We start from the raw sequence: 23,106 nt of genomic DNA, 5'->3' as shown, positions 1-23,106 counted from the left end.
GGAGGAACACGCATGAAAAAATGGAGGCTTCGCCTATCCTACTACTGGTATAAACTATTAATGAAATTAGGCTTAAAAACAGATGAAGTTTATTATATTGGTGGTAGCGAGGCATTACCGCCTCCTTTGAATAAAGATGAAGAAGAGATGCTATTAAAAAAACTTCCCGGTGGCGACAAAGCTGCAAGGTCGATATTAATTGAGCGAAATCTTCGTCTGGTTGTTTATATTGCTAGGAAATTTGAGAATACAGGGATTAATATCGAGGATTTAATTAGTATTGGTACGATTGGATTAATAAAAGCTGTAAACACCTTTAATCCTGAGAAAAAAATAAAACTAGCTACATATGCCTCTAGATGTATCGAGAATGAAATTCTCATGTACTTAAGACGTAATAATAAAATCAGATCTGAAGTATCCTTTGATGAGCCATTAAATATTGATTGGGATGGGAATGAACTTTTATTATCTGATGTATTAGGAACAGATGATGATATTATCACAAAGGACTTAGAAGCGAACGTGGATCGAAAGCTTTTGACTAAAGCTCTCCATCAACTGACAGACCGTGAAAAACAAATAATGGAACTACGGTTTGGCCTTACAAATGGAGAAGAAAAAACACAAAAAGACGTAGCTGATATGCTGGGTATTTCTCAATCGTATATTTCCCGTTTAGAAAAAAGAATTATTAAAAGGCTACGAAAAGAATTTAATAAAATGGTATAAGAAAAGCGGAATCGCCCGTTTAGCGGCGTATGGACTGGAGCGCTTCGACTGAGATAAAGGAAACACGGAGAGCGTAGCGATTCGATGTTGACTTATCGTAGGGAGGAGAGCGAAGTCCACTAGACGCTGGGCGATGTAGCTAGACAGTTGTCTAAGTAAAACGAATTACTATTTTTACCGCGGGAAAAGAATTTTTTTTTCATAAAAAAAACCTAAGATTTTCGCGACTTTATTCCATTTTTCGACAAATATGCACTTGTCCACCAACGTGGATAAGTGCATATTTTTCCTTCTCAAGGAGATACTGTTTTTTGTACAGCAACTCCTGTGAGGAGGGAAAAGGATTGACTCGAAATAAAGTTGAAATTTGCGGTGTGGACACAGCAAAACTTCCTGTCTTAAAGAACGAAGAAATGAGAATACTCTTCAAGCAAATGCAAGAGGGCGATATTTATGCCAGAGAAAAGCTCGTCAACGGTAATTTACGACTCGTATTAAGTGTCATTCAACGTTTTAACAATCGAGGAGAGTTTGTTGACGACTTGTTTCAAGTTGGCTGTATAGGGCTGATGAAGTCAATTGATAACTTTGATTTAGGCCAAAACGTAAAGTTTTCAACCTATGCGGTTCCGATGATTATTGGAGAAATTCGAAGGTATCTTCGTGATAATAATCCAATTCGTGTGTCAAGGTCCCTTAGGGATATTGCCTATAAGGCCCTTCAAGTAAGGGAACGATTGATGAGCGAGACTTCAAGGGAGCCGACTGCAGAAGAAATTGCCAAGGTCTTAGAGGTTCCACATGAAGAAATTGTATTCGCCCTTGATGCCATACAGGACCCAGTGTCCCTTTTCGAGCCAATTTATAATGATGGCGGCGATCCGATTTATGTAATGGACCAATTAAGCGATGAGAAGAATAAAGATATCCACTGGATTGAAGAAATTGCTTTAAAAGAAGGCATGCGAAGGTTAAACGATCGTGAAAAATTAATTTTACGTAAACGATTTTTTCAAGGAAAAACCCAGATGGAGGTCGCGGATGAAATCGGGATTTCACAAGCTCAGGTTTCTCGACTAGAGAAGGCGGCTATCAGACAAATGAATAAAAATATTCAAAGTTAAGCTGTCCTTTGGGCAGCTTTATTTTTTATTCCTTTTACTAAAATGGGTGGAACTATCATATATTTTCTATAGTAATTAAATTGGGAGTGAGAGATGATGGTGAAAATATCCGAATTCCAAATAAAAGATGTGGTTAATGTAGCAGATGGAAAAAGGCTTGGAAATATTGGTGATATTGAGATAAATTTAACGACAGGAAAAATCGATGCGGTTGTGATTAGCGGCAGCGGCAGAGTACTAGGGTTCTTTGGAAAAGATGATGACGTCGTTATTCCTTGGAAAAATATCATAAAAATTGGTCAGGATGTAATTTTGGTTCGATATAGAGGAAGTGAGGAGATGTTACCTTCGGAAACTGAAGGATGATATTAGTTATTAACGGTGACCATTTTTTCTTTTCATGGTAAACTATAGAAAAACAAAAGAGGTATGGGAATGGAACCCTTTGTTTTAAAGAATCAGTCGTTTTTCACAATAGAAAACTGGATAAAACAATTGCCCGGTTTGGCTGTCGGTATAACCACCAAACATGGAGGAACGAGCAGAGGGGATTACGATACCTTAAACCTTGGCTTTCATGTTGGTGATGAATTAAGTGCTGTTTGCTCCAACAGAAGTATAGTGTCTGATCTAGTGGAATTTCCTCTAAACACCTGGGTGGGGGCAGAACAAACACATGGTATTCATCTGAAGAAAATAACCAAAGCAGATCGTGGGAAAGGGTCCCATTCCTATGAAAATTCAATTAAAGACACCGATGGTTTTTATACGAATGAGGAGGGCATTCTGTTATCGCTGTGCTTTGCCGACTGCGTCCCTCTATTTTTTATTGCACCTGAATCAAAGATGATTGGAATTGCACATGCTGGCTGGAAAGGGACCGTAGGTCAGATTGCTAAGGAAATGATCATTGCATGGGGACGCGAAGGTATCGATCCTCAACAAATTTTAGTCGCAATTGGTCCATCGATATGTGAAAAATGTTATATTGTTGATAAGCATGTCATAAATATGGTTGAAAATACACTAGAAGATGTCGAAATATTACCCTATAATTTAATTAATGATGGTCAATATTCTTTAGATTTACGTGAAGTAAATCGGCATATTATTATGAAATCTGGTGTACCAGAGTCTAATATCCTGAAGACTAGATTTTGTTCTAGTTGTGATGAGGAGTTCTTTTCCCACCGTCGTGATCAAGGTCGGACAGGAAGAATGTTAAGTTTTATTGGTTGGAAGGAGACAACGGAACATTTATGAGGGTAGCAGTAAATTTTGAACAAATTAAACAAAAAATTATTAACGCCTGTCTTCGAGCAAAGCGGAACCCTGAGGAAATAAAAGTAATAGCCGTCACAAAATATGTTAGTACAGAGAGAGCAAGTGAAGCTTTAGAGGCAGGTATAACAAACTTAGGTGAAAATCGTGATGAAGGGCTTCTTCAAAAGTGGGAAGTTCTAAAGGACAAGCCTACCTGGCATTATATCGGTTCACTGCAAACACGTAAAGTAAAAAATATAATTAATAAAGTAGAATATATTCATTCCTTGGACCGGATTTCACTTGCTGAAGAAATTAATAAACGAGCTGAGCAAAAGGTAAAATGTCTGATTCAAGTTAACGTATCCGGGGAGGAATCTAAGCACGGCTTAAGTTCTGGGGAAGCGGTATTATTTATAGAATCGCTTCACAAATTTGAGAAGATTTGTGTGGAAGGATTAATGACAATGGCTCCCTTAACAAATGATGAAAATCAAATTCGAGAATGTTTTCGGAAATTAAGAGAACTTCGCGATCAAGTTCAGGCCTTAGATTTGGATTACGCCCCGTGTACAGAGCTCTCAATGGGCATGTCTAATGATTATGTCATTGCAATTGAAGAAGGGGCTACAATGGTAAGAATAGGTACAGCGCTTGTTGGTGAAGATGGTTAGGAGAGAAGATAATGACGATTAAATCAAAATTAAAAACCTTTTTCTTTTTGGATGAGGAATATGATGATAATAATGAAGATTATGCACAAACAGCTGAGCTAGCACCTGTTAAACAAAAGCTGCAGCCAGTGGTAAAAAATCAAAATGTAGTTAGCTTACAAAGTGTCCAAAAAGCGCCCATCTCTTCAAAGTCGTCCAAGGTCATATTAGTCGAACCACGAACATATTCGGAGTCCACTGATATTGCTGACCATTTAAAAAATCGCCGTGCAGTTGTAGTGAACCTGCAGCGAATTGATAGTGAACAAGGAAGGCAAATTGTGGACTTTCTAAGTGGAGTTGTCTATGCACTCGGGGGAGACATTCAAAAAATTGGTTTAAGTATATTTTTATGTACACCTGATAATGTTGAGGTATCAGGAAATATATCCGATTTGATTCCTGATTTTGATAATCAAAATACGAGGTGGTAGATCCTAATGGAATTAATTTTTGTGATACTTGGTAAGGTAATTTATTATTATTCGTGGGCTTTAATTATTTATATATTAATGTCTTGGTTTCCTAATGCCAGGGAGTCAGCGATTGGTCAATTTCTAGCGAAGATTTGTGAACCATATTTAGAGCCATTTAGAAAAATAATCCCTCCGATTGGGATGATGGATATTTCGCCCATTGTTGCATTTCTTGTTTTAAATTTCGCTAGTAGTGGGTTAAACAGCGTATATGGCTGGCTAGCTTAAGAATATTGAGTCTAGGTTGTGTAATGAAAAATGAACATATATCAGCACTTTCGTCCGGAAGAACGAGATTATATTGACCAGGTGTTAAATTGGAAGGATTATGTCGAGACAACCTATTCTCCAAAGTTAACAGATTTTCTTGATCCAAGGGAGCAGCATATCCTAAAAATGTTAATTGGTGAACATGGTGATGTGAACTACAAACTTTTTGGCGGCACCCCTGATGTTGAACGGAAAAGAGCCCTAATCTTTCCAGATTATTTACCCGTTACTGAAGATGAATTTCAAATCAGTCTTTTTGAAATCCAATATCCCGTCAAGTTCGTCACGATTGAACATCGACAGGTCTTGGGCACGCTCATGTCCTTGGGACTAAAGCGGGGGAAATTCGGTGACATTCTTACAAAAGATGGTAAGTGCCAATTTTTCGCTGCAAAAGAAATAAGTGATTATATTAAAAGCAATGTTGAAACAATTGGCAGGGCAGGGGTAAAACTGATTGAAACGGATATTGAGAATGCAATTCCAACCAAAGAATTATTGATTGAGAGTGAATTAACAGTATCTTCCTTACGACTTGATACGGTTATTTCAGGTATATATCATGTATCACGGCAAAAATCACAGCTTTTTATTCAACAAGGGCTTGTAAAAGTAAATTGGACATTAACCGAAAACCCTTCATTTGAATGTGGAATCGGTGATATGCTTTCGGTAAGAGGTTATGGAAGAGCAAAAGTTCTCGCCATTGAAGGGAAAACAAAAAAAGAAAAATGGCGAATTAATGTCGGAAAACAAAAATAACTACATAAATAAAGAAGGAAATTCGAAGAATGCTGTCGAATATTTGCTTATACATATAGAATCAGAGATTTTATGGAGGTGGCATCAATGCCGTTAACACCGTTGGATATTCACAATAAAGAGTTTAATAAGGGTTTTAGAGGATATGATGAAGATGAAGTGAACGAATTTCTTGATCAAGTCATCAAAGATTATGAATTAGTGCTCAGAGAGAAAAAAGAAATGGAAGAGCGCTTGAACGATATGAATGAGCGCCTTTCTCATTTTGTCACAATTGAGGATACTCTAAATAAATCAATTATCATTGCTCAAGAAGCTGGGGAAGATGTAAAACGTAATGCCTCAAAGGAAGCAAAGCTGATTATTAAGGAAGCAGAGAAAAATGCGGACCGAATCGTCAATGAATCCCTCTCAAAGGCAAGGAAAATTGCTCTGGAAATTGAGGATTTAAAAAAGCAATCAAAAGTATTCCGAACCCGTTTTAAAATGTTAATCGAAGCGCAGTTGGATATGTTGAATACGGATGATTGGGATCATTTATTAGAGTACGAGCTAGATGCGACTGAGTTAAAAGTTCATCAAGAAGAAGATTCATTAGCTTGACGAAATACGTTTTTTTAGCATATAATTTCTTAACAGTTATAAAGAATGGTCAACGACGATGAAAGGGACAGTACAATTTTCTAAGGCTTTATAAAGCGAGTCGGGGGTGGTGGAAGCCCGGTAAAGTTGGGAAATTGGAAAATCACCCTCGAGTTCCGCAGTCGAACCTCCTTCTAAAGGAAAAGTAGGCTTAGGCGAGTTATTCACGTTACGAATCTTTAAGAGGATGGGACATTATTTTGTTCTATTTATCAGGGTGGTACCGCGGGAATAAAACCTTCTCGTCCCTATTTTGGGATGAGAGGGTTTTTTTGTTTGTCGATTGGCTATTCTGTTATATGAAGAGGATTACAGGAGGAAGTAGAGATGGAATATAAAAATACGTTGTTAATGCCACAAACAGAATTTCCAATGCGTGGTAATCTTCCACAAAGAGAACCAGAGATTCAGGCAAAATGGGAAGAGATGAATATTTATCAAAAGGTTCAGGAGCGAACCAAAGAGCGTCCGATGTTTGTTTTACATGATGGTCCTCCGTATGCCAATGGTGATATCCATATGGGGCATGCCCTTAATAAAATCTTAAAGGATATGATTGTCCGTTATAAATCAATGAGCGGTTATCATGCACCATACGTACCTGGCTGGGATACACATGGCCTTCCAATTGAGCAAGCTTTAACTAATAAGGGAGTAAAACGTAAGGAAATGACGGTTGCAGAATTCCGTCAGCTTTGTACGAAATACGCCCTTGAGCAAATCGATAATCAACGTGAACAATTTAAACGTCTTGGAGTCCGTGGTGACTGGGAAAATCCGTATATTACTCTTAAGCCGGCATATGAAGCACAACAAATTAAGGTTTTCGGCGAAATGGCAAAAAAGGGGTATATTTATAAAGGTCTAAAGCCTGTCTATTGGTCACCGTCAAGTGAATCAGCACTTGCTGAAGCTGAAATCGAATATCAAGACAAAAAGTCCGCATCTATTTATGTTGGCTTTAAGGTGAAAGATGGAAAAGGTGTTTTAGAAGCTGATACTCAAATTATTATCTGGACAACAACACCATGGACTATTCCAGCAAACCTAGGTATTTCCGTTCACCCTGATTTAACATATGTTGTGGTTTCTGTGAATGGGAACAAATATCTTGTTGCAGAAGCTCTTCTTGAATCTGTTTCGAAGGAAATTGGCTGGGAAGATGCAACGGTTGTTAATAAATTAAAGGGTAATGAATTAGAAAATATTTTAGCGAGTCATCCTCTATATGATCGTGATTCATTGGTTTTGTTGGGAGAACATGTAACAACAGATGCCGGTACGGGTTGTGTTCATACAGCACCGGGTCACGGGGAAGATGACTTTTATGTTGGTCAAAAATACGGCTTAGACGTATTATGTCCTGTCGATGATAAAGGTGTAATGACAGCTGAAGCACCAGGCTTTGAAGGATTATTTTACGATACTGCGAATAAACCTATTACACAAGCTTTAGAAGATGCAGGTGCATTACTAAAACTTTCGTTTATTACTCACTCTTATCCGCATGACTGGAGAACGAAGAAGCCGGTCATCTATCGTGCTACAGCACAGTGGTTTGCGTCTATTAAGGACTTCCGCAATGAATTACTCGAAGCTGTGAAGGAAACCAAATGGGTACCAGCTTGGGGCGAAACACGGCTATTTAATATGGTTCGTGACCGTGGGGACTGGTGCATTTCTCGTCAACGTGTCTGGGGAGTACCTATTCCTGTTTTCTACGCAGAAAATGGGGAAGAAATTATTACGGATGAAACGATCAATCATGTATCTGACTTATTCCGCGAGAATGGTTCCAATATTTGGTTTGAACGTGAGGCAAAAGATTTACTTCCGGAGGGCTTTACACATCCAGGAAGTCCAAACGGAACATTTACAAAGGAAACGGATATCATGGACGTGTGGTTTGATTCCGGTTCCTCCCATCAAGCGGTCTTACTTGAAAGAGATGATTTAGTCCGTCCTGCTGACTTATATCTTGAGGGATCTGACCAATATCGCGGCTGGTTTAACTCGTCATTATCTACTGCTGTCGCTGTTACAGGTGAAGCACCATATAAAGGAGTATTAAGCCACGGCTTTGCACTTGATGGTGAAGGAAGAAAGATGAGTAAATCAATAGGAAATGTGGTTGTACCGGCGAAGGTAATGAATCAGTTGGGCGCAGACATTTTACGACTTTGGGTTGCCTCTGTAGATTATCAAGCGGATGTTCGTGTTTCCGATCCGATTTTAAAACAGGTGGCTGAAGTTTACAGGAAAATCCGTAACACGTTCCGCTTCTTATTGGGAAATTTAGCAGACTTTACCCCTAGTGATAAAGTTCCTTATGAAAATTTAAGGGAAGTCGATCAGTTTATGATGGTCAAATTAAACAAGCTGATCAGAAATGTGCGTAATGCCTACGAAAACTATGAATTTGCAGGTATTTATCATGCTATTAATAATTTTTGTACCCTTGATTTAAGTTCATTCTATCTTGACTTTGCAAAAGATGTCCTTTATATTGAGGCCACAGATAATCATGAACGACGTGCAATCCAGACTGTTTTATATGAATCACTTCTTGCTTTAACGAAGTTGGTTTCGCCTATTCTATCTCACACTGCTGATGAAGTGTGGAAGTACATCCCATCCGTTATTGAAGAAAGTGTACAATTGACAGACCTTCCGGAGTATCAGGAATTAACGAATGCAAAAGCTTTGGAAGATAAGTGGACTGAATTTATGCATCTGCGTGATGATGTATTAAAAGCACTTGAAGAAGCCCGGAATCAAAAGGTGATCGGAAAATCATTAACGGCAAAAGTAACCCTGTATGTTAATGAAAAATCGAGAGCACTTTTAGATTCAATTGATGAAAATATGAAGCAGTTGTTTATCATCTCAGGCTTCGAAGTAGCAGGTCACTATGAGGAAGCACCTGAAAATGCGCTGAAATTAGAAACAGCGGCGATTGTTATTACAAAAGCTGAAGGTGAAACATGTGAGCGTTGCTGGATTGTTACGCCAGATGTTGGTCAAGATTCAGAACATCCAACACTTTGCCCACGTTGTGCCGAAGTAGTGAAAGCTAACTACACCCATAATTAAAATCATAAGCCCTGTGCATTTTGCATGGGGCTTTTAATTTTTTCCTTCTCCGTTAATTGTTGTAGTAGTTGTTAAATGTTTTTCCGTGTGAAGTAATAGGTCACGGAAATAATAAGACAAATGATTAACGGAGGTAGCAACTATGAATGCCATGCAGGAAAAGCTGTTCTTGGAACTCCGTCAAACGAAAGAAGAAATCGAAGATTCTTTAAAAAACAAACAATCCCAAGGATGGTTAATAACCATTTTAGAGGAAGAATTGTCAGATATTATGACTGCTATTAACAAATTAGAAAATGGAAATTATGGCCTATGTGAAATTTCCGGTGAATTTTTATCCAATGATTTATTAAACATGATTCCAACATTAAAATCACAAAAGGATTCAGAGTATTTGGAGAGTTACTTCAAAAAAACGATTTACCATTCTTTTTAATCAAGTACCATTTTCGTTTAGCGATAAAGTATGCTAAAATGCTTAAGAAGTATGAAAAGTAAAAGCGCCTGGAATGGTAAGTCCCAGGTTATGTGGAGGTATTTCTTAGTGTTTTATTACTTAATCGCTCTTTTTGTTATTTTATTAGATCAAATTACGAAATGGTTAATTGTAAGTAACATGTATCTAGGAGAAAGTATTGCCGTCATTGATAACATTTTCTATATTACTTCACACCGAAATCGTGGAGCAGCATGGGGGATTTTGCAAGGTCAAATGTGGCTCTTTTATGTAATTACTGTGATCGTTATCGTCGCAATTATGTATTATCTTTATAAAGCAGTAAAAGGTAAATGGATGCTAGGCGTATCGTTAGCTCTGATGCTTGGAGGTGCAGTTGGCAATTTTATTGATCGGGTGATTCGTAAGGAAGTTGTTGACTTCATTCATACGTATGTTTTTGGTTATAATTTCCCTGTCTTCAATATTGCGGATTCTGCATTAGTAATCGGTGTTATCATGTTAATGATTCAAATGTTGCTTGAAGAGAGAGAATCAAAGGAGAAATCATATGGAGAAAATGGAACACACCATTCTTGAGGAGCAAAAAGGAGATCGGATTGATAAGGTGATCTCTAATCTTGACCCCGAATGGTCCCGAACACAAGTACAGCAATGGATAAAAGAAGGTAATATCCTTGTGAATGGGCAGCAGATAAAAACCAATTATAAATGCAGTACAAATGATCAAATTGTGATCACCATTCCAGACCCAGAAGAACTAGATGTTTTACCTGAAGATCTAAACTTACAGATTTATTATGAAGATAAAGACGTCTTGGTTGTAAATAAACCAAGGGGGATGGTCGTTCATCCTGCTCCCGGGCATATCTCAGGGACATTAGTCAATGGTTTAATGTACCACTGTAATGATTTATCGGGTATCAATGGTGTATTAAGACCAGGGATAGTTCACCGGATAGATAAGGATACAACGGGACTGCTGATGGTGGCCAAAAATGATATGGCCCACGAAAGCCTTGTGAATCAATTAGTAGCTAAAACGGTTACCCGTAAATATAAAGCGATTGTTCATGGTGTCATTCCCCATGACTTTGGAACAGTGGATGCCCCGCTTGGCCGGGATACAAAAGACCGCCAAAGCATGACAGTAGTTGACCATGGGAAGCATGCTGTCACGCATTTCCATGTGATTGAACGGTTTAAAGATTTTACGTTTGTTGAGTGTCAATTGGAAACAGGACGAACACACCAAATTCGTGTTCATATGAAATATATTGGCTATCCGCTTGCTGGAGATCCAAAATATGGACCGAAAAAAACGCTGGAAATTGAAGGACAAGCATTACATGCAGGAGTGCTTGGCTTTAACCACCCGAGAACAAACGAATATTTAGAATTTGAAGCACCGCTTCCTGAAGATATGGAAATGCTGCTTACACAGCTTCGAAATAATCATTGACACAGTCGTTAATTTAAAGTAAGATAATTTTAGCTTAATAAGCCTTTAAAACAGTCCCGTGAGGCTGAGAAGGAAACGGTTAAGATTATGGATAAATTATGTCCATATCTTTAAATTAACTCGTTAACCTCTCACCAAAATTGGCTGAGAGGTTTTTTATTTTTACAAAAGAAGAAGGTGTAATATGAACCAAAAAGCTGTTGTCCTGGATGAACAAGCAATCGGTCGAGCGTTGACTAGAATTGCTCACCAAATTATTGAAAAAAACAAAGGGATCGATGACTGCATACTGGTTGGGATTCGAACAAGAGGAATTTATCTTGCCAATCGACTTGCAGCAAAAATTGAAGAGATTGAGGGAAAGGCAATTGCAGTAGGTGAAATAGATATTACCCTATACCGCGACGATTTAACAAAAAAGACGGAAAACCAAGAGCCCCTTGTTAAAGGATCGGATATTCCGGTTGGCATAAATAATAAAAAGGTGATACTCGTTGATGATGTTTTATATACGGGTAGAACAGTCAGGGCAGGACTTGATGCTTTAATCGATATAGGACGCCCTGCAGTGATTCAGCTTGCAGTCTTAGTTGATAGGGGACACAGGGAGCTTCCCATCCGGGCAGATTATGTCGGAAAAAATATCCCAACCTCTAGTGAAGAAAAAATTGTTGTCGAGCTAACCGAAGTCGATAAAATCGAGCAAGTAAGTATATTTGAAAAATAAATAGCAGACCCTTTTAAATGTAGTCCTGTGAGGCTGACAAAGGGGATTATGCCGAATTAAAACTTTATTAGGCATATCCATACCCTCTTTGTACCTTCACGGACAAAGAGGTTTTTTTATGAAAAAAATTATCCAGTATTAAAAATGGGGGAAAATATAATGAACAATAAACCAATCTTAGACGTAAAAGAGATTCCTAAACCCTTTCAATGGATTACCTTGAGCTTACAGCACTTATTCGCTATGTTTGGAGCAACCATTCTTGTCCCTTACCTTGTGGGGTTAAGCCCATCGATTGCCCTTATCTCAAGCGGACTTGGCACATTGGCGTTTCTCTTAATAACAAAATTCCAAGTACCAGCCTACTTGGGCTCATCCTTTGCCTTTATCGGCCCGGTGATTGCTGCAAAAGCAGCAGGAGGACCTGGCGGTGCCATGGTAGGTACGTTCCTTGCGGGACTTGTTTATGGAATAGTTTCCCTTGTAATTAGCAAGGCGGGTCATCGTTGGATCATGAACCTGCTTCCGCCAATTGTGGTAGGACCAGTTATCATTGTTATCGGATTAGCGCTATCAGGAACTGCTGTGAATATGGCGATGAATAATCCTGCAAGTGGAAAGTATAGTATGCTTCATTTCTCTGTCGCACTTGTCACCTTAATAGCAACCATTATCTTTTCAATCTATGCAAAAAAAATGTTAAGCATGATTCCTATCTTAGCAGGAATTATTGTTGGATATATCTACGCGTTTGCGGTCGGGGTCGTCGATTTTAAACCAGTCCTAGATGCGAAGTGGTTTGAAATGCCTGAATTTATGTTTCCTTTCATAAGCTATAAAGTAAAATTCACATGGGACTTGGCCCTGTTAATGGTACCAGTGGCAATCGTAACTTTATCAGAACATATTGGACACCAACTGGTGCTTAGTAAAGTAGTTGGCCGTGATTATATTAAGGAACCAGGCTTGCACCGGTCGATATTAGGGGATGGAACAGCAACAATTATTTCCTCGTTGATTGGTGGTCCACCGAAAACAACGTACGGTGAAAACATCGGAGTCCTTGCCATCACCCGAGTATACAGTGTCTATGTTATTGCTGGTGCAGCAGTCTTCGCGATTATCTTTGGTTTTATTGGAAAAATTACAGCCTTGATCGGGACTATTCCAACCCCAGTTATGGGAGGTGTTTCGATTCTGCTTTTCGGAATAATAGCTTCTTCTGGTTTGCGAATGCTGGTTGATAGCAAAATTGATTTTGGAAACAAACGCAACCTTGTCATTTCTTCCGTCATCCTAGTGATTGGAATCGGCGGTGCTGTGATCAAGGTATCGGAATCATTACAAATTCAAGGTATGGCTTTGGCAGCCATTTGCGGGGTTCTCTTAAATATCATCCTGCCTGGCAAAGAACCAATCGATGAAAATATGCTTGAGGATAATAAAATCTCTGAAAAGCGAAAAACTGCATAATAAAGTTTCAACTCTTTAAATAAATCCTGTGAGGTTTATAAGGGTGTAAGCTTAGTTCCATGATTTTGAATCATGAGATAAGTTGTGATTTCTTACACTCTGAACCGATGTTCAGAGTGTTTTTTTATAACAATTGAGAGGCGGGGATGATGGATGGTAAATCACTTACTGACCACGAATGAATTGAAGGTGGAAGAGATTTATGAAATCTTAACAGATGCCAAGAGGTTTGCAGGCGGGATGAGATGGAAACCCGAAAGCCAAATGTTTACTGCTAACTTATTCTTCGAACCAAGCACTAGAACAAAGAGCAGCTTTGAAGTGGCGCAAAGAAGATTAGGTTTAGAGGTTATCCCGTTTGAAGTCTTGACCTCAAGTGTTCAAAAAGGGGAGACACTTTACGATACAGTGAAAACATTAGAATCGATTGGCGTTAATAGTATCGTCATTCGTCATGAACAGGATCGTTACTTTGACGAACTAGTAGGCAAGGTAAAGATTCCAATCATAAATGGCGGGGATGGCTGCGGACATCATCCCACACAATCACTTCTGGATTTGATGACCATCCAGCAAGAGTATGGCCAATTTTCAGGTTTAAAAATTGCCATCATCGGCGATATTCGACATAGTCGTGTAGCCCGATCAAATGCAGATGTTCTGACAAGGCTGGGTGCTGAGGTGATTTTTTCAGGTCCAAAAGAATGGTTTGATACTAGAAGTGTAGATATATCCAGGTATAGGCCCATTGATCAGGCAGTACAAGAGAGTGATGTTGTGATGTTGCTCCGCGTTCAACATGAACGGCACCAAACTAAAAGCAGTTTTACAGCAAATGAGTACCATCAACAATTTGGTCTTACATTAGAGAGAGAAAAAATGATGAAGTCAGAAAGCATCATTATGCATCCTGCTCCGGTTAATAGAAATGTTGAAATAGCTGATAGTCTTGTGGAGTGCAAGCGATCAAGAATTTTCAAACAAATGGAAAACGGTGTATATGTCAGAATGGCAGCCATTAAAAGGTCAATTGAGAGTCTTGAAGGAGGAAAACAATATGAAACTACTTATACAGAACGCATGTTACATAGCATTTAATGGTGAAACGAACGAAGCTGATATTTTAATAGAAAACGGCATGATAACGAAAATTGAATCACATATAGATGAAGATGTTGATCGTAAAGTGGATGCAGCCGGGAAGTTTGTTTCACCGGGATTTATCGATTTACATGTTCATCTTCGCGAACCTGGGGGAAAAAAAGGAAACCATCGCTACAGGGACACGTGCCGCAGCCAGGGGCGGGTTCACAACGATAGCAGCGATGCCAAATACCAGACCGGTGCCTGACACCAAAGAACAAATGGAATGGCTGCAACAGCGTATTCAAGATACGGCATCTATTCGGGTATTGCCGTATGCGTCAATTACAACCAGACAGCTGGGGCAGGATTTAACAGACTTTGAGGCACTAAAAAGAGTTGGAGCGTTTGCTTTTACTGATGATGGTGTTGGTGTTCAGTCGGCAGAAAGGATGCTTGCGGCCATGCGTAAGGCTGCAGCTAACCAAATGGCTATCGTTGCTCACTGCGAAGAAAACACCTTAATAAATAAAGGCTGTGTTCATGAAGGATCATTTTCGGAGAAACATGGACTAAATGGAATTCCTTCCACCTGTGAATCAGTCCAAATTGCCAGAGATGTCCTCTTAGCTGAAGCAGCAGGCTGTCATTATCATGTCTGTCATATCAGTACAAAGGAATCGGTCCGGGTGGTAAGGGATGCAAAACGGGCAGGCATTAATGTCACTGCTGAAGTGACACCGCATCATTTATTATTAACTCAAGATGACATCCCGGGACTTGATACAAATTTCAAGATGAATCCTCCGCTGCGCGGAACGGATGACAGAACAGCCCTTATTGAGGGACTTCTTGATGGAACGATTGATTTTATTGCAACCGATCATGCCCCGCATACGGCAGAAGAAAAAAGTGAGGGAATGATTCTCGCCCCATTCGGGATTGTAGGACTAGAGACAGCATTCCCACTGCTTTACACTCATTTTGTATTAAAAAATATCATCTCACTCGAGCAATTAATCGCATTTTTAACAATAAAACCAGCAGAGGCGTTCGGGCTGACGCTCGGAAGAATAGAAGTAGGAGCACCAGCTGATTTAGTTATCTTGAACCTCGAGGATGAAAGTGAAATTAAGCCAGAAGAGTTCTTATCAAAAGGGAAAAATACCCCATTTGGCGGCTGGAAGTGTAAAGGCTGGCCAGAGATGACCATAGCTTGTGGGCAAATAGCTTGGGAAAAAGGATGTGTACTAGCATGAAAAAACAACTAATCTTAGAAGACGGTACAATTTTTATCGGTAAAGGATTTGGCAGTGATACTGAAACGATTGGTGAAGTCGTTTTTAACACAGGTATGACGGGCTATCAAGAAATTCTATCTGATCCATCCTATTGCGGGCAAATTGTCACACTAACCTATCCGCTAATTGGGAACTACGGGATAAACCGTGACGACTTTGAATCAATCACCCCGGCCGTCAAAGGCTTCGTGGTTAAGGAAGCAGCTGACTTCCCATCGAACTGGAGAAGTGAATATACATTAGATGAATACTTTGAAATGAAAAAAATCCCGGGAATTGCCGGGATAGACACGCGAAAATTAACAAGAATCATCCGTCAATATGGAACCTTAAAAGGCGCCATTTGCAGTATCGAAAAAAATCCGACCGAGGTTTTAAATAAATTACGAAAATCGTCGCTCCCAGTCAATCAAGTAAAACAAGTATCAACCAAAAATGCTTATCCAAGTCCGGGGCGCGGGAAAAGAGTTGTCCTTGTTGATTTCGGGATGAAGCACGGTATCTTACGTGAACTAAACCGACGCGATTGTGATGTCATCGTGGTTCCCTATCATACAACGGCTGATGAAATTCTTCAATTAAGTCCGGACGGGATTATGCTTTCCAATGGTCCTGGGGATCCTAAGGATGTTCCCGAAGCCATTGATATGTTAAAAGGGGTTTTAGGTCGTGTACCATTGTTTGGCATTTGTTTAGGTCATCAATTATTTGCACTTGCCTGCGGGGCTAATACAGAGAAAATGAAGTTTGGTCATCGCGGTTCGAATCACCCTGTCAAAGATCTGTCCACAGGGAAAATAGCGATTACCTCACAAAATCATGGCTATACAGTGGAAGCAGAGTCTATAAAAGATACAAGATTATCGATCACTCACATTGCTATAAACGATAATACGGTCGAGGGACTAAGTCATTTAGATTATCCGGCTTTTACCGTTCAATACCATCCAGAGGCCTCTCCGGGACCAGAAGACGCGAACGGTTTATTTGATCAGTTTCTTGCGATGATGGAAGAGAACAAACAGGAGGTTACAGCAAATGCCTAAACGTACAGATATCAACTCCATATTAGTAATTGGTTCAGGACCAATCGTCATTGGGCAGGCAGCAGAATTCGACTATGCCGGTACCCAAGCCTGTATTGCACTAAAAGAAGAAGGCTATCGGGTCATTTTAGTAAACTCTAATCCCGCAACGATCATGACAGATACAGAAATTGCTGATGCCGTATATATCGAACCATTAACCGTTGAGTTTGTCAGCAGAATTATTCGGAAAGAGCGTCCGGATGCCCTTGTAGCTACTCTTGGCGGGCAAACAGGTCTAAATCTTGCTGTTGACTTGTCTGAATCAGGAGTTTTGGCTGAGTGCGAGGTTGAAATTCTTGGTACGAAACTTTCAGCAATTAAACAAGCAGAGGACCGCGATTTATTCCGCAGCTTAATGAATGAATTAAATGAACCGGTCCCTGATAGTGAAATTATCCATGAAATAGCTGAAGCGAATGCTTTTGTAGAAAAGATTGGCTTCCCAGTAATTGTCCGACCTGCATATACACTTGGAGGTACGGGCGGAGGAATCTGTCATAATCAACAAGAACTTGAGGAAATCGTTTCAAGTGGACTTAAGCACAGTCCTGTGAAGCAATGCTTGCTTGAAAAAAGTATCGCCGGGTTCAAAGAGATTGAATATGAAGTGATGCGTGATGGAAACGACAATGCCATCGTTGTTTGTAATATGGAGAATATTGATCCGGTGGGTGTGCATACAGGGGACTCCATCGTTGTCGCACCAAGCCAGACTTTAAGTGACCGAGAATATCAACTGCTCCGGAATGTATCACTTAAAATCATACGTGCCTTGGGAATCGAAGGAGGCTGTAACGTTCAGCTGGCTTTAGATCCATATAGCTATAATTACTATATTATCGAAGTAAATCCCCGTGTCAGCCGTTCATCGGCATTAGCCTCTAAAGCAACGGGCTATCCGATTGCAAAGCTTGCAGCGAAGATTGCCGTTGGCTTAACACTGGATGAAATGCTGAATCCTGTTACGGGGAAAACGTACGCAAGCTTTGAACCGGCTCTCGATTATATCGTAACAAAGATCCCGAGATGGCCGTTTGATAAATTTGAATCGGGAAATCGTTCATTAGGAACACAAATGAAAGCAACAGGCGAAATCATGGCAATTGGCCGCACGTTTGAAGAATCTCTCTTGAAAGCCATTCGTTCCCTTGAGGCGGGTGTCTTCCATTTTGAATTAAACGGTGCAGAGGACATCGATAATGAATTGCTTGAAAAGCGGATTCGAAAAGCAGGCGATGAGCGTCTCTTCTACATTGCAGAAGCGTTAAAACGTGGTTTAACCATTGAAACCTTGCATCAATGGAGTAAAATAGATTTATTTTTCCTGAAGAAAATGGAAGGACTCATCGAGCTGGAAGCTAAGATTGCTGCCAATCCTTTTGAAAAGGAAATCTTAATGGAAGCAAAGCAAAAAGGATTTACCGATAAAAAAATAGCTGAACTTTGGAAAGCAACAGAAAAAGAGATCATAAATCTGCGTAAAAGTCACGGAATTATCCCGGTTTACAAAATGGTTGATACCTGTGCAGCAGAATTTGAATCAGAAACACCTTATTACTATGGCACGTATGAAGAGGAAAACGAGTCAGTGGTAACGGATAGAAAAAGTGTCATTGTCCTTGGATCGGGACCCATTCGAATTGGTCAAGGAATTGAGTTTGACTATGCAACAGTTCATTCTGTTAAAGCCATTAAGGAAGCAGGCTATGAAGCAATCATCATTAATAATAATCCTGAAACGGTATCCACCGATTTCAGTATTTCCGATAAACTCTACTTTGAACCACTGACAATTGAGGATGTCATGAGTATTATTGAGTTAGAAAATCCAATTGGAGTAGTGGTCCAATTTGGCGGGCAGACAGCGATTAACTTAGCCGCAGAGCTTGCTGAAAATGGGGTTAAAATCCTTGGAACAAGCCTTGAGGATTTAGATCGCGCTGAAAATCGAGATAAGTTTGAACATGCGCTTCAACAATTAAATATCCCGCAGCCGTTAGGAAAAACAGCACTATCTGCTCAAGAAGCAGCCGTAATTGCCAATGATATCGGTTATCCCGTCCTTGTCCGCCCATCGTATGTTCTTGGGGGAAGAGCCATGGAAATTGTCTACCATGAAGAGGAATTGCTGCATTACATGAAAAATGCTGTGAAAATTAATCCGGATCATCCCGTGTTGATTGACCGTTATTTAACAGGTAAAGAAATCGAAGTAGATGCCATCTGTGATGGGGAAAATGTATTAATCCCTGGAATCATGGAACATATCGAGCGTGCAGGGGTTCATTCTGGTGATTCCATCGCTGTCTATCCGCCGCAAACTCTTTCGGAGATCGTAAAACAAACACTTGTAGACTATACAGAGAAATTAGCCAAAGGCTTAAACATTATCGGATTACTAAATATCCAGTATGTTCTGGCAGGAAACCAAGTATATGTACTAGAAGTTAATCCGCGCTCAAGCCGTACGGTTCCGTTTTTAAGTAAAATAACAAATATTCCGATGGCAAAAATTGCGACGAAAGCTATTTTAGGCGTATCGATTGTAGATCAAGGGTACATTCCGGGACTTGTCACTGAAAAAGAAGGAGTTTTCGTAAAGGTTCCCGTATTCTCCTTTGCGAAGCTTAAAAGTGTCGATATAACACTCGGGCCGGAAATGAAATCGACTGGAGAAGTAATGGGTAAGGATGTCACACTTGAAAAAGCACTTTATAAAGGATTAGTTGCCTCTGGAATGACCATCCAAAAGTTTGGCACAGTCTTGTTTACTGTCGCGGATAAAGATAAGCAAGAAGCGTTAAAACTGGCTAAGCGCTTTTCCGCTAACGGCTATCGTTTAATGGCAACAAGTGGGACAGCGGCTGTCTTAGAAGCTGCCGGACTCAGAGTCAAGGTGGTTGGGAAAATTGGTTCGGAAGGAAAGACACTTCTTGATGTCATTCAACATGGAGAGGCGCAATTCATTATCAATACACTGACCAAAGGAAAACAGCCGGAGCGTGATGGCTTTAGGATTCGCCGGGAGGCCGTAGAAAATGGTGTTCCATGTTTAACCTCACTAGACACGGCAGACGCAATCTTAAAAGTAATTGAATCGATGAACTTTTCAGCAGAAGCGATGGCTTCAGTGACAAAGGAGGCTGTTTTTGCATGATTAGAAAAGAGTTATGCAAAATTAGCAGCCAACAAGAAATAGCGGCAGATATATATGAGCTTACTGTACAAGGAGAATTAGTCGATCAAATTAGTGCTCCGGGTCAATTTGTGCATATACGAGTCTCAAATGGGTGGGATCCGCTTTTAAGAAGACCCATTAGTATATCTTCCTTCGATAAAAAGCAAAAGAGCATGACGATGATTTATCGGAAAGATGGTAAGGGGACATCGTTACTTGCAGAATCAGGTCCAGGGGAGTTAATTGACATCCTTGGACCACTGGGAAATGGATTTCCTGTCAATGAAGTCAGCGTTGGTGAGACGGCCTTACTGGTAGGTGGTGGAATCGGTGTTCCTCCACTGTATGAACTTTCTAATCAATTAGTTGCTAAAGGTGTAAAGGTTATCCATGTCCTCGGCTTTCAAACCGCAGAGGCAGTTTTTTACGAAAAGGAATTTTTAAATAATGGTGAAACCTATGTTACTACTGTGGACGGTTCTTACGGGCGACAAGGGTTTGTCACAGATGTTATGAAAAATTTAGAGTTTGATTGTATCTATACATGCGGTCCAACCCCCATGTTAAAAGCAATTGAACAAGGCTATTCCGATAAAAAGGTATTCTTATCATTGGAAGAAAGAATGGGCTGCGGAATTGGTGCTTGCTTTGCTTGTGTTTGTAAACGTGCAGATGATCCTACAGGGGTTTCCTATAAAAAAGTATGCAGTGATGGACCTGTTTTTCGTGCCGGGGAGGTATTAATATGAGCCGATTGAACATTGAATTACCAGGTTTAACACTGAGAAATCCAATTATGCCTGCCTCAGGATGTTTTGGGTTTGGACGGGAGTACAGCCAATTTTATGATTTGAGTGTTCTTGGCGCGATCATGATTAAAGCAACAACCTTAGAACCTAGGTTCGGAAACCCAACACCGCGGGTGGCAGAAACAACAGCAGGAATGCTAAATGCGATCGGATTGCAGAATCCCGGGTTAGACAAAGTACTTGGCGAGGAACTTCCTTGGTTATCTCAGTACGATACACCGATTATTGCCAATGTGGCCGGGTCTCTCGAGGAGGATTACGTAGAGGTTGCTCGCAAAATCTCCCAAGCACCAAATGTGCATGCGTTGGAATTGAATATCTCTTGTCCAAATGTAAAAACAGGCGGGATTGCATTCGGTACGATACCAGAAGTAGCGAAGGAATTAACGCGGAAGGTTAAGGAAGTTTCCGAAGTGCCGGTGTACGTGAAGCTGTCACCCAATGTGACGAATATTGTGGAAATGGCTAAAGCAGTTGAAGCCGGAGGTGCGGATGGTCTGACGATGATTAATACACTTGTTGGAATGCGGCTAGATTTAAAAACGGGTAAACCGATTTTAGCCAATCGAACAGGCGGTTTGTCGGGTCCGGCCATTAAGCCTGTTGCAATAAGAATGATTTATGAAGTCAGTCAAGCGGTATCCATTCCGATTATTGGCATGGGTGGAATAGAGTCAGCAGCAGATGTAATTGAGTATTTCTATGCTGGCGCAAGTGCGGTAGCGGTTGGGACTGCAAATTTTGTGGATCCATTCGTTTGCCCGACGATTATTAAAGAACTACCTGATTTACTAGAAAAATTAGGGTTTGAACACATCAATGAATGTACAGGAAGGAGCTGGAAGAAACATGGACAACCCGCTTATCATCGCGCTTGATTTTGCCAATGGCAGCGAAGTAAATCGTTTTTTGCAGCCTTTTGAAGGAAAGAAGCTTTTTGTGAAGGTTGGAATGGAGTTATTTTATCAGGAAGGTCCTTCAATCGTTCATCAAATAAAAGAAAAAGGTCATCATATTTTTCTAGATTTAAAGCTTCATGATATCCCAAATACGGTGAAAAGTGCAATGAAGGGACTGGCTCGGTTGGAATGTGACTTAGTAAATGTTCATGCTGCCGGGGGAAAAGAGATGATGACAGCCGCCCTTGAAGGTCTGGAAGCGGGGAGCACATCTGGAAGGAAGCGGCCGGCATGTATTGCCGTAACCCAGTTGACAAGCACATCGGAAGAGCAAATGAAGAAGGAACAGCTCATTCCTGTTTCATTGGAAGAATCCGTTATGCATTATGCTTTGCTTACAAAAGAAGCAGGCCTGGATGGAGTGGTATGCTCGGCATGGGAAGCGGCATATATTCGGGAGAATGCCGGCCCGGCATTTTTGACTGTATGCCCGGGAATACGAATGTCATCGGATCAGGTTGGAGACCAAAAACGAGTTGCTACACCAGAATTCGCGAGAAAATCAGGTGTAAGCTCGATTGTGGTCGGGCGTTCAATTACGAGGTCAGTAGACCCGGTAAAAAGCTATGAAAAATGGATGGAAGCATGGAAGGGGATCAGACGATGAAACACGTAATTGCCGAAAAATTATTAGAAATTAATGCGGTGGCCTTAAAGCCGCAGGAACCATTTACTTGGACATCAGGGCTTCGGTCGCCAATCTATTGTGATAATCGTTTAACGCTTTCTTTCCCTGCAGTTAGAAGAGAAATTGCAGCTGGGTTGCAAAGACTTATCCTAGAGAATTTTTCAGAAGCAGAAGTTATTGCCGGTACCGCGACAGCGGGAATCCCACACGCCGCATGGGTGAGTGAACTTATGAATTTGCCTATGTGCTATGTACGTTCCAAAGCAAAAGGACATGGTAAAGGTAATCAGATTGAAGGCAAGGTTGTATCGGGTCAAAAAGTTGTTGTTGTAGAAGATTTAATTTCAACAGGCGGCAGTGTGATAACAGCTGTTCAGGCGTTAAGAGAAGCAGGCTGTGAAGTGCTTGGAGTTGTGTCCATTTTTACATATGGGCTTGAAAAGGGAAAAGAACTGCTACAAGAAAACGGGATTAACAGTATTTCTCTAACTGATTTTGCCACATTAATAGATGTAGCGATTTTAAATGGCAACGTTACTGCAGAAGATCAGAAAAGTCTACTTTCATGGAGCAAGGATCCTGCTACATGGAGCAAACTGTTCGTGGAAAAAGAATCGCTGATAAAATTTAATTAACGCTGAAAAATCATGTGTTTTCGCTGATAAACAGGTAATTCCCGCTGATAAATAGAAAAAGAGGGTGTCCAAGATCTTCCGGACATCCTCTTTCCTTGCTGTATAGGAAATTATAAAATATTAATTGTGGATAAATTGATTTAGTCTCTTTGAATCCAGCTCCAGCGCCCAACGGCTAGTGTCCTTCGCTCTCCGCCCTACGATAAGTCAAGCACGAATTCGCTAACGCTC

Annotated in this window: 22 protein-coding genes, 1 pseudogene and 1 other annotated feature; all 23 genes and pseudogenes read left to right on the top strand. The window is 40.3% G+C overall.

Translation table 11 applies throughout. From position 1 onward, the window contains the following. Positions 1-12 precede the first annotated feature (12 nt). Positions 13-732 (top strand): RNA polymerase sporulation sigma factor SigE, encoded by a 720-nt coding sequence (gene sigE, locus RCG22_RS08055; protein ID WP_098261115.1) that lies wholly within the window; start codon positions 13-15, stop codon positions 730-732. 344 nt (positions 733-1,076) lie between these two features. Then, positions 1,077-1,856: an RNA polymerase sporulation sigma factor SigG gene (gene sigG, locus RCG22_RS08050; protein ID WP_026566385.1), complete on the top strand. Its 780-nt coding sequence runs from the start codon at positions 1,077-1,079 to the stop codon at positions 1,854-1,856. 96 nt (positions 1,857-1,952) lie between these two features. Continuing rightward, positions 1,953-2,222, top strand: a complete 270-nt coding sequence (locus RCG22_RS08045) for a YlmC/YmxH family sporulation protein (protein WP_098261116.1) — start codon at positions 1,953-1,955, stop codon at positions 2,220-2,222. A 69-nt stretch (positions 2,223-2,291) separates the two neighbouring features. Beyond that, complete coding sequence (gene pgeF / locus RCG22_RS08040; protein ID WP_308106464.1) at positions 2,292-3,119, top strand: peptidoglycan editing factor PgeF; 828 nt, start codon at positions 2,292-2,294, stop codon at positions 3,117-3,119. Further along, positions 3,116-3,793, top strand: a complete 678-nt coding sequence (locus RCG22_RS08035; RefSeq protein ID WP_308106463.1) for a YggS family pyridoxal phosphate-dependent enzyme — start codon at positions 3,116-3,118, stop codon at positions 3,791-3,793. Before pgeF ends, RCG22_RS08035 begins: the two co-directional genes overlap by 4 nt. A gap of 11 nt (positions 3,794-3,804) precedes the next feature. After that, positions 3,805-4,266 (top strand): cell division protein SepF, encoded by a 462-nt coding sequence (locus RCG22_RS08030; protein WP_308106462.1) that lies wholly within the window; start codon positions 3,805-3,807, stop codon positions 4,264-4,266. 6 nt (positions 4,267-4,272) lie between these two features. Then, on the top strand, positions 4,273-4,536 hold the full coding sequence (locus RCG22_RS08025) for a YggT family protein (protein ID WP_066252618.1): 264 nt from the start codon (positions 4,273-4,275) through the stop codon (positions 4,534-4,536). A 30-nt stretch (positions 4,537-4,566) separates the two neighbouring features. Then, positions 4,567-5,340: a YlmH family RNA-binding protein gene (locus RCG22_RS08020; RefSeq protein ID WP_308106461.1), complete on the top strand. Its 774-nt coding sequence runs from the start codon at positions 4,567-4,569 to the stop codon at positions 5,338-5,340. Positions 5,341-5,427: 87 nt separating this feature from the next. Continuing rightward, complete coding sequence (locus RCG22_RS08015) at positions 5,428-5,943, top strand: DivIVA domain-containing protein (protein ID WP_166253891.1); 516 nt, start codon at positions 5,428-5,430, stop codon at positions 5,941-5,943. 49 nt (positions 5,944-5,992) lie between these two features. After that, positions 5,993-6,235, top strand: a binding site (T-box leader). 74 nt (positions 6,236-6,309) lie between these two features. Next, positions 6,310-9,075, top strand: a complete 2,766-nt coding sequence (ileS, locus tag RCG22_RS08010; protein WP_308106460.1) for an isoleucine--tRNA ligase — start codon at positions 6,310-6,312, stop codon at positions 9,073-9,075. 142 nt (positions 9,076-9,217) lie between these two features. After that, complete coding sequence (locus tag RCG22_RS08005; protein ID WP_098261123.1) at positions 9,218-9,511, top strand: hypothetical protein; 294 nt, start codon at positions 9,218-9,220, stop codon at positions 9,509-9,511. A 90-nt stretch (positions 9,512-9,601) separates the two neighbouring features. After that, positions 9,602-10,111: a signal peptidase II gene (gene lspA / locus RCG22_RS08000; RefSeq protein WP_286137853.1), complete on the top strand. Its 510-nt coding sequence runs from the start codon at positions 9,602-9,604 to the stop codon at positions 10,109-10,111. Beyond that, positions 10,083-10,994: an RluA family pseudouridine synthase gene (locus RCG22_RS07995; RefSeq protein WP_308106459.1), complete on the top strand. Its 912-nt coding sequence runs from the start codon at positions 10,083-10,085 to the stop codon at positions 10,992-10,994. The genes lspA and RCG22_RS07995 overlap by 29 nt, the downstream gene beginning before the upstream one ends. 184 nt (positions 10,995-11,178) lie before the next feature. Further along, positions 11,179-11,721, top strand: coding sequence for a bifunctional pyr operon transcriptional regulator/uracil phosphoribosyltransferase PyrR (gene pyrR, locus RCG22_RS07990; RefSeq protein ID WP_308106458.1), 543 nt, complete (start codon positions 11,179-11,181; stop codon positions 11,719-11,721). A gap of 159 nt (positions 11,722-11,880) precedes the next feature. After that, a complete protein-coding gene (locus RCG22_RS07985; RefSeq protein WP_308106457.1) occupies positions 11,881-13,194 on the top strand; it encodes a solute carrier family 23 protein in 1,314 nt (437 codons plus the stop codon). Positions 13,195-13,347: 153 nt separating this feature from the next. Then, positions 13,348-14,292: an aspartate carbamoyltransferase catalytic subunit gene (locus RCG22_RS07980; protein WP_308106456.1), complete on the top strand. Its 945-nt coding sequence runs from the start codon at positions 13,348-13,350 to the stop codon at positions 14,290-14,292. Next, positions 14,252-15,536, top strand: a pseudogene (pyrC, locus tag RCG22_RS07975) (dihydroorotase). Before RCG22_RS07980 ends, pyrC begins: the two are co-directional and overlap by 41 nt. After that, positions 15,533-16,624, top strand: coding sequence for a carbamoyl phosphate synthase small subunit (locus tag RCG22_RS07970; protein WP_098261130.1), 1,092 nt, complete (start codon positions 15,533-15,535; stop codon positions 16,622-16,624). The pseudogene pyrC and the gene RCG22_RS07970 overlap by 4 nt, the downstream one beginning before the upstream one ends. After that, the gene (carB, locus tag RCG22_RS07965; RefSeq protein ID WP_308106455.1) at positions 16,617-19,823 is read left to right on the top strand and encodes a carbamoyl-phosphate synthase large subunit; all 3,207 of its coding nucleotides are present in this window, start codon (positions 16,617-16,619) and stop codon (positions 19,821-19,823) included. The genes RCG22_RS07970 and carB overlap by 8 nt, the downstream gene beginning before the upstream one ends. Next, positions 19,820-20,593 (top strand): dihydroorotate dehydrogenase electron transfer subunit, encoded by a 774-nt coding sequence (locus RCG22_RS07960; protein WP_308106454.1) that lies wholly within the window; start codon positions 19,820-19,822, stop codon positions 20,591-20,593. The genes carB and RCG22_RS07960 overlap by 4 nt, the downstream gene beginning before the upstream one ends. Beyond that, complete coding sequence (locus tag RCG22_RS07955) at positions 20,590-21,531, top strand: dihydroorotate dehydrogenase (RefSeq protein ID WP_098261133.1); 942 nt, start codon at positions 20,590-20,592, stop codon at positions 21,529-21,531. Before RCG22_RS07960 ends, RCG22_RS07955 begins: the two co-directional genes overlap by 4 nt. Then, the gene (gene pyrF, locus RCG22_RS07950; RefSeq protein WP_308106453.1) at positions 21,503-22,219 is read left to right on the top strand and encodes an orotidine-5'-phosphate decarboxylase; all 717 of its coding nucleotides are present in this window, start codon (positions 21,503-21,505) and stop codon (positions 22,217-22,219) included. Before RCG22_RS07955 ends, pyrF begins: the two co-directional genes overlap by 29 nt. After that, the gene (gene pyrE, locus RCG22_RS07945) at positions 22,216-22,875 is read left to right on the top strand and encodes an orotate phosphoribosyltransferase (RefSeq protein WP_308106452.1); all 660 of its coding nucleotides are present in this window, start codon (positions 22,216-22,218) and stop codon (positions 22,873-22,875) included. Before pyrF ends, pyrE begins: the two co-directional genes overlap by 4 nt. The last annotated feature ends 231 nt before the right edge of the window (positions 22,876-23,106 follow it).

It is taken from the genome of Neobacillus nitrireducens, from assembly GCF_030915405.1.
Classification (GTDB): Bacteria; Bacillota; Bacilli; order Bacillales; family Cytobacillaceae; genus Neobacillus.
The sequence above is the reverse complement of the archived record's forward strand: the minus strand, read 5'-3'. Positions and strand labels throughout refer to the sequence as shown.